Source organism: uncultured Eudoraea sp. (genome assembly GCF_947260015.1).
GTDB lineage: Bacteria > Bacteroidota > Bacteroidia > Flavobacteriales > Flavobacteriaceae > Eudoraea.
The window spans coordinates 36,852-52,720 of sequence record NZ_CAMYOM010000001.1 but is presented as its reverse complement, the minus strand read 5'-3'; the positions used below and the strand labels follow the sequence as shown (position 1 = coordinate 52,720).

10 protein-coding genes are annotated in these 15,869 nt (G+C 36.7%); 2 read left to right on the top strand and 8 right to left on the bottom strand.

Annotated features, from left to right (window positions below; translation table 11 throughout):
- Positions 1-66: 66 nt before the first annotated feature.
- The 5 genes from Q0X66_RS00235 to Q0X66_RS00215 all read right to left on the bottom strand — a co-directional run bounded on the left by Q0X66_RS00235 (position 67) and on the right by Q0X66_RS00215 (position 9,988).
- Entirely contained in the window at positions 67-2,478 is a 2,412-nt protein-coding gene (locus tag Q0X66_RS00235) for a thiamine pyrophosphate-dependent enzyme (protein ID WP_297702461.1), read from the bottom strand.
- Between the two features lie 157 nt (positions 2,479-2,635).
- A complete protein-coding gene (locus Q0X66_RS00230) occupies positions 2,636-5,473 on the bottom strand; it encodes a metalloprotease (RefSeq protein WP_297702460.1) in 2,838 nt (945 codons plus the stop codon).
- 7 nt (positions 5,474-5,480) lie between these two features.
- Positions 5,481-6,167, bottom strand: coding sequence for a TIGR00730 family Rossman fold protein (locus Q0X66_RS00225; RefSeq protein ID WP_297702459.1), 687 nt, complete (start codon positions 6,165-6,167; stop codon positions 5,481-5,483).
- A 48-nt stretch (positions 6,168-6,215) separates the two neighbouring features.
- Positions 6,216-9,077 carry an excinuclease ABC subunit UvrA gene (uvrA, locus tag Q0X66_RS00220; protein WP_297702458.1) on the bottom strand — a complete coding sequence of 954 codons (2,862 nt, stop codon included), beginning with the start codon at positions 9,075-9,077 and terminating at the stop codon, positions 6,216-6,218.
- A 137-nt stretch (positions 9,078-9,214) separates the two neighbouring features.
- Positions 9,215-9,988 carry a TIGR03915 family putative DNA repair protein gene (locus Q0X66_RS00215; protein WP_297702457.1) on the bottom strand — a complete coding sequence of 258 codons (774 nt, stop codon included), beginning with the start codon at positions 9,986-9,988 and terminating at the stop codon, positions 9,215-9,217.
- A 403-nt stretch (positions 9,989-10,391) separates the two neighbouring features.
- On the opposite strand from Q0X66_RS00215, the gene Q0X66_RS00210 reads away from it, so the two are divergent.
- The gene (locus tag Q0X66_RS00210; RefSeq protein WP_297702456.1) at positions 10,392-11,144 is read left to right on the top strand and encodes a LexA family transcriptional regulator; all 753 of its coding nucleotides are present in this window, start codon (positions 10,392-10,394) and stop codon (positions 11,142-11,144) included.
- A gap of 56 nt (positions 11,145-11,200) precedes the next feature.
- Here the strand turns inward: Q0X66_RS00210 and ggt are convergent, their stop codons facing one another.
- Both ggt and Q0X66_RS00200 read right to left on the bottom strand, forming a co-directional pair.
- Positions 11,201-12,883, bottom strand: a complete 1,683-nt coding sequence (gene ggt, locus Q0X66_RS00205) for a gamma-glutamyltransferase (RefSeq protein ID WP_297702455.1) — start codon at positions 12,881-12,883, stop codon at positions 11,201-11,203.
- Complete coding sequence (locus Q0X66_RS00200) at positions 12,874-13,464, bottom strand: acyl carrier protein phosphodiesterase (RefSeq protein WP_297702454.1); 591 nt, start codon at positions 13,462-13,464, stop codon at positions 12,874-12,876. The genes ggt and Q0X66_RS00200 overlap by 10 nt, the downstream gene beginning before the upstream one ends.
- A gap of 95 nt (positions 13,465-13,559) precedes the next feature.
- On the opposite strand from Q0X66_RS00200, the gene glmM reads away from it, so the two are divergent.
- On the top strand, positions 13,560-14,948 hold the full coding sequence (glmM, locus tag Q0X66_RS00195) for a phosphoglucosamine mutase (RefSeq protein WP_297702453.1): 1,389 nt from the start codon (positions 13,560-13,562) through the stop codon (positions 14,946-14,948).
- 20 nt (positions 14,949-14,968) lie between these two features.
- On the opposite strand, the gene Q0X66_RS00190 is transcribed toward glmM, so the two are convergent.
- Positions 14,969-15,856, bottom strand: coding sequence for a lipid A biosynthesis acyltransferase (locus Q0X66_RS00190; protein WP_297702677.1), 888 nt, complete (start codon positions 15,854-15,856; stop codon positions 14,969-14,971).
- Positions 15,857-15,869: the final 13 nt, after the last annotated feature.

The following is a 15,869-nucleotide window of genomic DNA, read 5'->3' as shown; positions in this document are numbered from 1 at the left end:
TACCATCATATTTAAATAAATATACTTGAATCAAAACCAAAGTAAAATAAATATAGCGTATTTCTCTCAGCGAAGTTTTGGATATTCGTTCGGATTTGCCTCATGCATAATATCATATACCTTTTCAAACATGTCCTCAGCATTTGGTTTAGAAAAATAGTCCCCATCTGTAGCATAGGCTGGTCTGTGAGCTTTTGCCGTAAGGGTTTGAGGTGCACAGTCCAGATATTTATAAGCCCCCTGACGCTCTATAATATCCTGCATGAGATAAGCAGCACATCCACCGGGTACATCTTCATCAATGACCAACAGTCTACTGGTTTTTTTAATACTGCCCAGGACAGTATTTGTAAGGTCAAAAGGGAGTAAGGATTGTGCATCAATTACCTCTGCATCAATTCCGACTTCTTTCAATTCCCCGGCAGTCTGTTGTACTATACGCAAGGTAGAACCATAAGATAAAAGTGTAATATCTGTACCTTCTTTAACAATTTCAACCACTCCGATAGGGGTGCAAATTTCACCCAGGTTATTTGGTTTGTCTTCCTTAAGCCTATACCCGTTTAAACTTTCAATAATTAATGCCGGTTCATCACTTTTCATCAATGTATTGTAAAAGCCGGCTGCTTTAGTCATATTCCTTGGAACCAGAACATAAATCCCCCGTAGGAAGTGAATAATACCCCCCATTTGAGAGCCAGAATGCCAAATACCTTCCAGGCGATGTCCTCTGGTGCGAATTATTAATGGCGCCTTTTGTTTGCCAACCGTTCGATAAAGTAATGTTGCCAAATCATCACTTAGAGTCTGTAGGCCATATAAAAGATAATCCAGATATTGTATTTCTGCTATCGGTCTGAGACCCCTTAGTGCCAGACCAATTCCCTGACCAATAATAGTAGCCTCTCGTATACCTGTATCAGCAATCCGCAATTTGCCATATTTCTTCTGAAGACCTTCTAGTCCCTGGTTTACGTCGCCAATAGCCCCACTATCTTCTCCAAAAATAAGGGCATGTGGATATTTGCCAAAAAGCCTGTCAAAGTTATCTCTTAAAATAATCCTTCCATCTACCTTTTCAGGATTATCATTGTATACAGGTCTTATTTCTTCAATGTTTATTGCCTTATTGGAAAATTCACTATTGAGGTGTGAGCTGAATTTTATTTGTGAATCTTTAAGGAAATTTTCAACCCATTTTAACAAGGCATCTTTTTCCTTCGAACTTTCACCTATTACATATCGGAGAGCCTTTCTTGAATTCTTAGCTAAGTCTTTTTTTAATGGCTCATCAACGGCAATAAGGTCATTCTTGATTTTAGTTATAGATGCCCTATTTGGACTATTTGCAGCCAGTTTATCCAATAATTGTATTAGATTTTTTTTGGCCTCTTTGTGAGGAGATAAGAATTCTAACCAAGCCTCTTTTTTTGCAGTCCTAACCTCTTTTTTAATCTCTAATTCTAGTGCTGACAAAGATTCATTATCAGTAATTTTGTTTTCAAGTATCCATTCTCTGAATCGCTTATTACAATCATTCTCTTTTTCCCAGAGCAATCTATCCTCACTTTTATACCTTTCCTGTGATCCTGAAGTGGAATGCCCCTGAGGTTGAGTCAGCTCCGTTACATGGATCAATACAGGTATATGTTCTTCCCTTGCCAGTTCAGAAGCATTTTCATAAGCATGAATTAACGCCGTATAATCATAGCCCTTTACCCTTAGAATCTCATAACCCTTGTTATTTTCATCTCTTTGGAATCCTTTAAGAACTTCTGAGATATCTTCTTTGGTTGTTTGGAATCTGGCAGGCACTGAAATTCCATATTGATCATCCCATACACTAATGATCATGGGCACTTGTAATACTCCCGCTGCATTAAATGTTTCAAAAAAATGACCTTCAGATGTACTGGCATTGCCAATTGTACCCCAGGCTACTTCATTTCCATTATTGGAAAAATTAGTAGTATCTATCCCTTTGACCTTGCGGTAGATTTTTGAAGCTTGTGCCAGACCAAGAAGTCGAGGCATCTGACCTGCCGTAGGCGATATATCAGCACTGCTGTTTTTTTGTGCGGTGAGGTCTTTCCATGAACCGTCCGGATTAAGGCTGTGAGATCCAAAATGACCACCCATTTGCCTTCCTGCACTCATAGGTTCTTTTTCAATATCTGTAGTAGCGTACAGACCATGAAAAAAATCTTTAGGCCTTAGTTGCCCAAGTGCCATCATAAAAGTTTGATCTCTATAGTAACCACTTCTAAAGTCACCGTTTCTAAAAGATCTGGCCATTGCTAATTGCGGTAATTCTTTTCCATCTCCAAAAATTCCAAATTTGGCTTTACCTGTCAGAACTTCCCTTCTGCCTAAAAGACTACACTCACGGCTGATGATTGCTATTTCATAATCTTTTAAAATCTGTGCCCTAAAATCCTCAAAGGAAATATCATCACTGGTTTGAAGTTTTAAACTCATTAGGGAAAGATTTGCAGCAAAAATAAGAAAACCGAATGATTTTTACAATCAAAAAAAATGGTTTTACGCTAACAATAAAAGAAAAAAACTACTCAAAATGAAGAATTTATTGCAAATAATTAAATAAAAATAGATTTTTTTAAGAATAGTATAATATCTAAAACCATTTCCTGGTGAAAAGGCCTAATAAAGTTCTAGGACTTAGGGTGATTACAAATCGAATTCTTTCTGCATAATTAGGTTGTGCAATTTCCCAACCGTTATTTGAATATATGGGAAAATATAATTCAAAATAATCTGTAAGTAAATTAAGACGTATCCCTGAGTCATATACAAATCTTGTGGGCTGATTTTGGTTTTTGATAAATCCTAAATCACCGTACAATTCTACCCATCTCCAAATATTTACGCTGGAATTAGTGGTAGCGATCCAATCGTTAGAAAAAGGGTTCTCCAATTGAGATTTAAAACCGCCTTCGGCAATAATCAATTGTTGACTCCATATACCCGAATCTTCAGATCTGCCCAGGTAATTGTAATCAAATAAATAATCTGTTGGCCTGTCCAGGGCAAAACTAAAATAATCTCCGCTTGTCTTGTTTCTTAAAAACTTACCGGCAAAAAAGCGAAAATTAAATTGAGTATTATTTACAAATAGTTTCCGGTACTCGAGATTGAAAGCCAATTTGGTAAAATCAGAAGAATGTTGAGCGTCAACAAACCATGAAAAATAGTCGATAATTCCGTTGTTCGTATTTCTAAACCTCGCATTTAATACGCTATAATCCGGATCGGTTTCTATATCAAGACTTGGATCAATATTTCTAAACACATTAACATATCTCAAGGTAAGTAACTGCCGCTTATTGGAAATAAGATCTGCAGGGCGCCATCCAAAACTAACAGAGGGGGTAAATGTACTGTAGCGCGAATTGACTTGAAAATGGGATGAAGATCCACGTACCGCATAATTTGTGACGTAAAAACCACTCTTTCCGTGATAGTGCCTGTAGGTAAGTTTACCCTTTCCTACTAATGTTTTTTCCTTGAATGAATACTCTGGAGAAAAATCAAATACAAAAGGTCGTTCAAGTAATGTTTTATTAGTAAATCTAATGCCCGGACTTAGGCCATCATATATATTAAAACCCAATGTTGGCATATAAAAAATTTGGTTGTAATATGGGTCTTCTGCGTCTTTAAAAAATTGAAATTTTAACTTTTTATTACTGATAAAGAAACCCTTTAGTGCCTTCCAGTTATCTCTCTCATTAAATTCCGGAATGGTATGATCGTAATTAAGGACCAACTTATCTTCTAAATTTCGCGGTATTGTAAAAGTTTCTTCAGTTTTAATCCCATCAAACCAATATTCAGACACTACCTTGTTTTTTTTCAATCCGAATAATGATATTGGAACATCTGTCCCTGTTTTGTTTTTAAGAGTCACATAGAGTGAATCCTGTGTTTTAATTACATTAGATATCTTAAAATCAATACGTTCGTCCGTTGAGACATAACTTTTAAAAAACCAGTCGATATCCTTTTCGGAATTCTCCTTTAATAGACGAACGAAATCATATGGTATTACAGGTTTTAATTTATACTGTTCATAAAACTCTTTGATAGCTATGTCAACCTTATCAACACTTGTGTAATCGGCAAGATAGGCCAAGCCGAGTCCCGCTTTGTACGTATTGGCAATTTTCTGATTAAATTTTATTAGGGAGTCATTAGATGTGTTAAGCGCCTGATCAAGGTTTTTTCTTGCCGTAAACATATATAAAAAGGAATATTGCTCATTGAAGTCCATTTGAGCTAAATGAAATCCTTTAATCAGCCATCCCTTTGACAGTTTTCCGAGCAGTTTTTGATCGGGATAAAACTCTTCCACGAATTTTATCATTATGTAATTGACCACGGCATCTGCAACCCATTTTTCCTTTCTTGGATTAAGGAATATGGATTCTCTTATGTAACTGTTAAGTGCAGTTTTCATAAATGTCATTTCAAACTGGAACTGCTTATCATAAGGACGTATAAACGAGGGTAGCTGATTTAACCCGTAAATAGGGTTTTTATTAAAATCTACTTCACTTACCAGTAGCTGCTCATAAGGAAAGTCTCCCAGATTATCATGAATAAATCGTGAAATCTTATTAATTGAAACACCCTGGGAAATTTCATCATATTTGGTTGCCCTGAGATCTGTAACCACTATTAGTTCAGGAGTGACATGTTTCGTAAACTTGTTTAGTGAATTAAGAATAATGTAACAGCTCTTTCTGTTTACTCCTTCCAACGTGGCCTGTTTTTTACCTGGAAAACCTGTTATATTTACTTCTTTGAAATTGGTGCCAAAGAATAAAGAATCTGGATAGCTGAAAATAATATTGGTGTCTGTGATCCCGGTATATAAGTCTTCAAGATTTTTATTTGAGTACAATTGCCATTGACCGTCATAAACCGCCGGTGTCAGATACCAATCTTTTAAATAATAACCTCCGTCGTTATTATATCCATAGGGAGTATATTTATTTGGTGGCAACTTAACTCTATAGGTGATAAATAATTTAGAGGAAGCACCAGGAAGCAAAGGAGTATTTAACTCAATCTTAATGATATCCTTGCCAGAAGTTCGATTCCATGAGATAGCCCGGTATTCATCATCGACAACACTAAAAATTTCCGTCTTTCCCCGGTCTTTTTCTTTAGCTAAATGAAGACTTTTTTTAAATTCCTCGGCAAATCGTTTAGCGAGAGCAGTACTCTTATCGGAATAGGCGTTTGTCCAATCATTAAAATACAGTTCGTTCAAAGTGTCCTGTGATTCATTTATATATTCAAATTCCTGTTGAATATTTATTTCCTTGGTTTCGGACTCCAAAGAGGCTTTTAAGCTGTTCTTGTGTTGCGCAAAAACACCACTAATACCAAATATGAAATACAGCTTGGCAGTTACTATTAAAAAAGATGGAATGCGCTTTAGAAACATAAAAGAATTAGAAATTTGGACTCAGGGTATGACCTTTATAGAAAGCATCAATAATTTCTACAACCTCTTCCTCTGTATCTACAATACGTATTAAGTCGAGGTCCGTCTTACTAATATTTCCAGCATTTAGCATAGTGCTTTTAATCCAGTCTATCAAACCTTTCCAAAAAGATATTCCGACCAAAATAATGGGAAATTTACCAATTTTATTTGTTTGAATTAGTGTAAGGGCTTCGAAGAGTTCATCAAGCGTACCAAATCCTCCAGGTAAAACCACAAATGCTTGCGAGTATTTTACAAACATCACCTTTCGCACAAAGAAATAATCAAAATCCAGGCTCTTATCATCATCAATGTAGGCGTTGTCATGTTGTTCAAAAGGAAGATCTATATTTAACCCCACTGAGGTTCCTCCAGCCAAATGCGCTCCTTTATTACCAGCTTCCATAATACCGGGACCACCGCCTGTAATAACGCCATAGCCTGCTTCGGATACTTTTTTGGCTACATTGACGGTAAGTAGGTAATACTTGGCATCCTCTTTGGTTCGGGCGGAACCAAAAATTGTAACACAAGGGCCAATTACACTCATTTTTTCAAAACCGCTTACGAACTCCCCCATTATTTTAAAAATGGCCCATGAATCATTGGTTTTAATTTCATTCCAACCTTTATGATGCTTTTCTTTCCTCATATTTTTATTTTTTTTTCACTTACAGGTCAATCGCATAAAGCTATAAAATTAACCGCGAACTTCCAGCTTGGTTTTTTTTGAACTAAATTCCTTATTAAGGTAAAATGCGGTATAACTTTTATCATCTTTAGCCACTTCTTCTGGAGATCCTGCCGCAACTATCATGCCGCCTCCGCGACCTCCTTCATAACCTATGTCAATAATATAATCAGCCATTTTTATGACATCCATGTTATGTTCAATTATCACAATGGTGTTTCCTTTATCTACTAATTTATTTAAAACTTCCATAAGTACCCTGATATCCTCAAAATGAAGTCCTGTTGTAGGTTCATCTAAAATATAGAAAGTGTTTCCTGTATCCCGTTTAGACAATTCGGTTGCAAGTTTTACACGTTGCGCTTCTCCACCTGAAAGGGTAGTTGATTGCTGTCCTAATGAGATATAACCCAGTCCAACATCCTGAATAGTCTTTAACTTTCTATAAATCTTTGGAATTAGGTCGAAAAAGGCTACTGCTTCGTCAATGGTCATTTCAAGAATATCGGCAATAGATTGCCCTTTATATCTTATTTCCAAAGTCTCCCTGTTAAATCGTTTGCCATTGCAGGTTTCACATTCAACATATACGTCGGGAAGAAAGTTCATTTCAATTACCCTCAATCCACCTCCCTGACAAGTTTCACATCTGCCACCTTTTACATTAAAACTAAACCGGCCAGGTTTATAACCCCTAATAGCAGCTTCAGGTGTTTTGGAAAAAAGGGAACGTATTTCTCCAAAAACACCCGTATAGGTAGCCGGATTAGACCTTGGTGTTCTTCCAATTGGAGACTGGTTAATATCAATTACCTTATCAATGTTTTCGAGACCTTTAATATCGGTATATGGCATAGGTCTTTTAACTCCATTAAAATAATGGGCGTTCATTATTGGATAAAGTGTTTCATTAATTAGTGTTGATTTACCACTACCTGAAACACCCGTCACGGCTATCATTTTCCCCAAAGGGAATTTAACCGATACATTCTTTAAATTATTGCCTGTGCAACCTATCAAACTTAAACTTTTTCCATTCCCTTTTCTCCTTGTATCAGGAATAGGGATCTTCTTTTCTCCTGTTATAAATTGGGAGGTCAATGTATGTTGTTCAATGAGTTCAGCTGGTGTACCTTCTGAGATTATTTCGCCTCCGTGTTTTCCTGCCAGTGGACCAATATCAATTACATGATCTGCATTTTCAATCATATCACGGTCGTGCTCCACCACAATTACAGAATTTCCTATATCCCTGAGTGATTCCAATGATTTGATCAGGCGATTGTTGTCACGCTGATGCAATCCAATACTGGGTTCATCCAATATATATAGTACCCCAACTAACTGGGATCCTATTTGTGTTGCGAGCCTTATCCGCTGCGCTTCACCTCCTGAAAGTGACTTTGAGCTACGATTGAGCGATAAATAGTCCAGGCCTACATCTAGCAAAAACTTAATTCTCGATTTTATCTCTTTTATGATCTCTTCGGCGATCTTTCTTTGATTTCCTTCTAGTTTAGAATCAAGTTGATCAAAAAAACGGGCAAGATCAGAAATATCCAGTTGACACAATTCTGCTATATTCTTATCCTCAATTTTATAATAAAGTGATTCTATTTTTAACCTTGAACCATTGCAACTGGGGCAGGTTCTTTTATCCATAAAATCTCTGGCCCAACGTTTAATTGATGTAGAATCTGCCTGATGGTACTGAGTTTTTATAAAATTTGCAATACCCTCATAGTCTATATGATATAGTCTTTTTACACCAAGGGTTTTAGAATCAACTTCAAACTGTTCAGAGCCTCCGTATAGAATAGTCTTTAGTGCTACATCCGGAATTATTGATATGGCATCCGTTAGTTCAAATTCGTATCGCTTGGCTATAGTTTCCAATTGCTTAAATGCCCATGAACTTTTATATTCACCAAGGGGCGCAATTCCACCTGAATGAATAGATAATTTTTTATTAGGAAAAATTTTATTTTCGTTTACTTCGAAGACATGCCCCAGGCCATTACAGTCATTGCACATGCCTTTAGGAGAATTAAAAGAAAATGTATTTGGCTCAGGTGTCGGATATGAAATACCGGTAGTAGGACACATTAAATCCCTGCTGAAATACCGTGGGACTGCTTCACCTTCTTCAAGAACCATTAAGACATTATCACCACTATACATGGCCGTATTTATAGATTCGGAAAGCCTTTTTTTCAAATTTTCATTATCATCAACTTTCAGACGGTCTATGACGATTTCAATATCATGGGTTTTATATCTATCTACCTTCATTCCTTTGGTGATATCCATAATTTCACCATCTACCCTTACTTTCACGAAGCCTTGTTTTCCAATTTGTTCAAAAAGTTCGCGATAATGCCCTTTTCTAGATTTAATTACCGGGGCCAGGATGCTTATTCTTTTTGCAAAATAAGCTTCGTTAATAAGCTCCTTAATTTTATCATCACTATAGCTTACCATTTTTTCACCTGTATTATAGCTATAGGCGTCAGATGCCCTGGCAAACAATAACCTTAGAAAATCATAAACTTCTGTAATTGTTCCTACAGTGGAACGCGGTGATTTGGAGGTGGTTTTCTGCTCTATTGCAATAACGGGAGAAAGACCATCGATTTTATCCACGTCGGGACGTTCGAGGCCTCCTAAAAATTGTCTTGCATAGGAGGAAAAGGTCTCAATATAGCGACGCTGGCCTTCAGCGTAAATAGTATCGAAGGCCAATGAAGATTTACCACTACCAGAAAGCCCGGTAATTACAACCAGTTTTTCTCTTGGGATGGTTACATCAATATTTTTTAAGTTATGAACGCGCGCTCCCTTGACTTCAATATTCTCCTCGTAATTTATCATTGAATTAGACAAAGTTGCAAAGGTACGTTTTTGACGACTAAAAAGGAAACGTGGTTTACTTTGATTTTGTTAAAAGGTCGTAAATAAGTTAATGAAAATTGCCTTCTTATTGTCCTATTGTAACAAAAACAATGATGCTATACTGCTTCCTTATCTTGCTGATATTTCCTTCGTCGTTTAGGCAATTGATGCGTATGTAATTTATTGGATATCAAAGATTTAATAGAATTGTTGGCAAAATATGTATTCCACAATTCAATTACACTAATTGCACTAGTTTGAATTGGATTATTTAGATGCCTGGCATTAGCCATTATCTCTTTAGACTCTAATGACATTAATTGAATTGTATGAAGGTTAAAATAAAGGCCGTAGTTCCGCTTTATATCGTAAATAATCCATTGCCTGTCGCTGAAATTGCACCTAAAATGTTTTGAAACGAGAGGTACTATGTCAAACTCGGGTTCCACAATAATAAAATGAACTCCATCCGTGGAGACATTAAATTTCCTAAAGGCCTCCATCTGGTTTTTTTCCCTGCTTACCATATTTGCCATATGATTTATCCTAAAAACCATATCATCACTTAAGTCGACATGATTGGGTGACCCTTTGGCAACTATTTTTTGAATATATGAGTAAAGCAATTGCTCAATACCAGCTGTCTCACTTAAAAAAGCAAAATAAATATTCTTTATAGCGTTATTACTTCTTTGGCTAATACCATTCCAGACCCGCTTAGCTTTATGAACTTGTGTTAAAATAATTTGTGTTTCAATAAACAAGCCTTTTTGAACCTGACTTTTTCTTTGTATGTCAACAACATTGATTTTTTGCTCAAATGCAACAAATATCGAGGTTAAAAACCCATTAAAACTACCGTCGTACAGTAATATTTTTTCTTTTTCCATAACTCTTAGAATAGACTTAATTGTTTGTTAATTGATTTCTTGAATATATTTTTTGATACCTTCTGTTTAATCTTTGACAGCCTCTTTTCTTTTTTAACTTCTCTAATGCCGCTTGCATAAAAGCCGTCATTTAATCCTCTTTGTGCCCAAAGGCTAAGTTTTTCAGTAATAATTTCATCTAACATGACTAAGTTCATTTGTATATATTCCAAAAATATGGAAAATATCCTAAATTAGGAAATATTCCTAAAATATTTTGGAAATAATCCAAATTTTGTATATTTGATAATCCTGAACAGGGGAACTTTCCAAAATAAGATAAGACGAAGTATTATTTAATCGTAGTCTGGATAAGAAAACAGTTTAAACATAAGTATAGGACGGAATAAACAGGAAAATAACAATGGAAAATGAACTAACGATAAAAAGATTTATTGAGATAAGGCGGGATTTGGGATATACACAGGCAGAATTTGCCGGTATGTTGGGAATTCCCAATACTACCGCAGATATTGAACGTGGTCGTACCAAACTTTCTGGTAAGGTTGTCGTTGAATTGTTAAAACAATTTAATGTGAATCCGCTATGGTTATTTGGCGATAGTATCAATCAACATTTAAATTATTCCGGGACCAGTGTTATCCCAAAAGTTGTAACTGTCGATTCTTCAGATAATGACAATATGGTTTTGGTAAATGCAAAGGCTGCCGCGGGTTATCCTCAAAATATTCAGGACACAAGTTGGTATAAACAATTACCTGCCTTTGATCTCCCGCTTCCTGAATTCAGAAATGCGACCTACAGGGGATTTCAGGTTGAGGGTGATAGCATGTTACCTAATCTGCAGCCTGGCGAATGGGTATTAGCAAAAGCGGTAGAGGGACTGGATGATATAAATCCCAATAAGATTTATGTAGTCGTACTTCATGATGCTGTCCTCGTTAAGAAGATTGAGAAATTGCCCGGGAATTCAAAGATGCTTTTGATTTCACTTAACGAAATCTATCCCCCTTATGAAATAGAAGCGGAACAGATACAGGAACTTTGGCAGGTAAGCAGTAAAATAACTTTTGGGGTAGATGCTACAACAGAAAAAGGCTTGCTAAGGCAGTTGCAGGAATCTATGGAGGAGTTAAAAAATCAATTAAGGAAATAACCATTCATAACGCGATTTTTAATTTAAAAAAAATCGTCACTCCAAATTATTAAGGTTTAAAAACCTACTGCCGTATCATCCCCTCGTTTATCTGCTCCTCCTTCAAGGCTGCCATCCGGTAAAACCAATATAGCATCTACTTTCCCCAGGATAGGTGTGGGTTTCTCATTAATATGGTAACCTTTGGATTCTAACTCATTTTTTAGTGCATCTGAAAATCCTTCTGTCTCAAAAACGATATGATCCGGTAACCACTGGTGATGGAATCTGGGAGCATTTACAGCTTCTTGCATACTCAAATTAAATTCATAAGAGTTTAGAATTGTCTGCGCAACGGCTGTAATTATTGTAGATCCCCCGGGAGAACCGACAACCATCCAAAGTTCACCGTCTTTTTCAACAATAGTTGGGGTCATTGAGCTTAGCATACGTTTCTCGGGTGCTATACTATTGGCTTCAGCGCCTATAAGACCGAACATATTGGGCACCCCGGGTTTAGCACTAAAATCATCCATTTCATTATTCAGGAAGAATCCTAATTCATCGCAATAGAGTTTAGAACCATACGCACCGTTTAAAGTTGTAGTTACAGAAACAGCATTGCCCATCTGGTCAACAATGGAATAATGTGTAGTCTCATTACTTTCAATAATTTCTATCTTACCGTGCTCTACTTCGTTGGAGGGAGTGGCTGCATCAAATGAAAAGCTCTCCATTCGTCCTTGTAAATACTTTTTGCTCAATAAAACATCGAGTGGAATTAATACAAAATCCGGATCACCAAGGAAGAAGTTTCTATCGGCATAGGCCCGCCTTGCCACCTCAGTAAACAACTGAATAGATTTAGCAGAATTATGACCAAAGTCCGCGATGTCATAAGATTCAATCATCTTAAAGATTTGATTTATCGTTACCCCGCCGCTGCTCGGTGGGCTCATTGAAATTATCCTTAAGTCCTTGTAATTGAACACAATGGGCTGTCTCCATTTGGCCTCATAGCTCGCCAGATCTTCCTCAGTTACATAACCGCCTTTTTCCTGAATAAATCTTGCCAGTATTTTGGCAGTTTCTCCTTTGTAGAATTCATCCCTTCCGTTGATTGCTATTCTCCTTAAAGTATTGGCCAGGGCAGGATATCTTAATGTGTCTCCTGCATCACATTTATTGTAAAACAAAGTATTTTCTCCATTAACACTTCTAATCTGATCCCAATACTTCTCTAGCCTGTCGGCCTGCTTTGGAGTTACCTCAACCCCTTGATCAACTAGTTTTATAACCGGTTCTATGATATCTTTTATTGGTAAAGTGCCAAATTTATTATAAACTTCAAAGATACCGGCTATAGTTCCGGGTACGCCAGTGCCACTTGCCCCGAGAGTACTTTTTCCGGGAATGACATTACCCAGAGAATCCAGATACATATCTTTATAAGCGGCCAAAGGTGCCTTTTCGCGATAATCAAGTGCTCCTATATTGCCATCATTTTTGCGGTAAACCATAAATCCACCCCCACCAAGGTTGCCTGCAAAAGGATATGCCACTGCTAGTGCAAGTTCCGTTCCAACCATTGCATCAAAAGCATTTCCTCCTTTTTGTAGTATGTCTGTTCCAATTTTTGAGGCTTCTTCACGCGCAGATACAACCATGGCATTTTTGGTTACCAGACCGGTTGGTGTTGCTGGTTGTTTTTTACATTGCACAAGTGCGAGAAACCCAAGAAGAAGAATTACTATTCGCATATGGATATATATTTTTGTTTAGAAAAGGAAATTAGTTCATTAAAAAATGCTGTAAATTCTACCTCAAATGCTTCGTAGTTTTTTTCAAGATCTATAATGGCAAAATTCATTTTACTTTTATTATTGGTTCTTCTGTTCATTCCATTCAAAACCCTGCCTATCCCGTCCATTTGGGCATAGTTAAGGAGCCAATTATCGCTTATCATATAAGGGATCATTCGCTTAGTTCCATCGGGCAGAATGGTAAAGTTATCCTCCAGTAAATCATAAAATTTATCTGCAAAAATCCCCAAAGGAGTATCCGAATATTGCTGCCAGTTTTTAGCTAAAAAATGATCATAAAAAATATCCACTATTACCCTGCTGTAATGGCTGTAATTCTGGTGTAATCTTTTACTGCTTAATCTAGCTATAGGGTGTGCGTCTGTATAAGTATCTATTTCACGATGAAATAAGATTCCCTTTTGTATTCTATCCGGAAGGTGTTTAAATTTATTACCTCTTATGCTGTCCGCAATGAAATTACCGATTGTTATTTCATCATCTCCAAAGGATAGATATATATGTGCTAAAAAATTCATTCACCACGAATATAATCTTCGCAACTGAATTTACAAATTAGGAACCCATGATAATTGCTAAGACATGTATATTTGTAAAAACTATTTAAAATTTTATGACATTAATAAAATCTATTTCAGGCATAAGAGGTACAATAGGCGGGAAGCCTGGCGATAATCTCACTCCCATTGATACCGTAAAATTTGCAGCAGCTTATGGCACATGGCTAAAAAGTTATTCCCAATCCGATAATTTAAAGGTAGTTGTAGGTAGGGATGCCCGTCTTTCAGGAGAAATGATTCAGAATTTAGTTGTATCCACTTTGGTCGGACTGGGAATAGATGTCATAGACCTTGGGTTGTCCACCACACCTACAGTGGAAATAGCAGTTCCGTTGGAAAACGCCAATGGAGGAATTATACTTACCGCAAGTCACAATCCAAAACAATGGAATGCCTTAAAACTACTAAATGAAAAGGGCGAATTTCTTGATGCAGACGAAGGGGCAATTATTCTTCAATTGGCGGAAAAAGAAGATTTTAATTTTTCTGAAGTAGATGAACTTGGAGCGATTACCAGTAATGACGCTTATATAGATATACATATTGATGAAGTTCTTAATTTGCCATTAATTGACGCAGATACCATTAAAAAAGCCAAATTTAAAGTGGTAGTGGACGGTGTTAATTCTACAGGAGGCATTGCCATTCCCAAATTACTTGATTCTTTAGGAGTTGAAGTCATTAAGTTGTATTGTGATCCCACCGGACATTTTCCGCATAATCCTGAACCTTTAAAAGAACATTTGGGAGATATCTGTGAGCTTGTGGTAAAGGAAAAAGCTGATTTTGGAATAGTAGTTGATCCCGATGTAGATCGTTTGGCATTCATTAGTAATGATGGCGAAATGTTTGGTGAAGAATACACCCTGGTGGCTTGTGCAGACTATGTTCTGGGTAAGACAAAAGGAAACACGGTTTCCAATTTGTCTTCTTCAAGGGCCCTCAGGGATATTACTCTAAAGCATAAAGGAATCTATGAGGCAGCAGCAGTTGGTGAAGTGAATGTAGTGAAGAAAATGAAGGCCAATAATGCTATAATTGGAGGAGAGGGCAATGGTGGAATTATCTATCCTGAAAGCCATTACGGACGAGACTCTCTTGTAGGTACCGCCTTATTTTTAATGCTTATGGCAGAGAAAGGAGGTTCTGTAAAGGACTTGCGCGACAGTTATCCAAGTTACTATATGAGCAAGAAGAAAATTCAACTAACACCGGAACTTGATGTTGATGAGATCTTAGTTTCTATGGAAAAAAAATATAGTAAAGAAGAAGTCTCAACTATTGATGGGGTAAAGGTAGACTTTCCGGAAAATTGGGTGCATTTGAGGAAATCCAATACAGAACCAATTATACGAGTATATACTGAGGCAAAGACGCAATCTGAGGCTGATTCTCTTGCTGATAGAATTATAGGCGAGATAAGCGAAATTGCCGGGATCTGATTTAGTAGGCTTCATCAGGATTAAAGATACTTTTCAGGCACTTTATCACTGTGTTTCCACCGCTTGTGTGTCCACAGATAATATGCCGGATTCTCTATAATTTCCTCCTCGGTTAATTTCAGGAATTGATTGGTAATTTCATTCTCTTTGGTTTTACTACCTTCCAGTGCAATGGGAATAAATTGGGTCTTGTAATAGCCACGTTTAACCTTAGTTACTTTAGCAAACACAGCGGCGTGGTCATACTTTCTTGCGAGTACTTCAGGGCCATTAAAAACAGGGACAGTAATATTCATAAATTTGGTCCAGTATTGCGCCAGGTGTGCCTGTGGCGATTGATCACTTACAATTCCATATACTCCTTTTATGCCATTTTGATGATTTCGTGCCATGGTTATTACCGTCTCTTTCTGAGAAATAGGTGTTGTACTCCATATCGCACGAATTTTTTTTATCAATCGATCAAAATATACGTTACCAATTTTTTGATATATCGCAAATCCTTTTGACTTTACATAACGATTTACGATGATACTCCATTCCCAATTACCATAATGAGGAAACATTACCAAAATACTTCGTTTTTTCTCCACTTCAAGTAGTAAATCAATATTGGGTAAGGCATAGCGCTTTTTTAATTCTTCTTCACTAATATTTAGGGTCTTGATGGTTTCAAGAAACATATCGCACATATGTTTATAAAACGCCTTTTGAATCTTTTTTATCTCCTTGTCACTTTTATTCGGAAAAACCAGAGTTAAATTCGTATTTACAACTTTTTTTCTATAACCAATAATACGGTACACCAGAACATAAACTATATCGGAAAAAAAGTAGAATAACCTATATGGAAGTATAGAAATTAACCATAAAAAGGGATAGGCGAGAATATATACCAGAAGTTGCATGCGTAAAATAAAT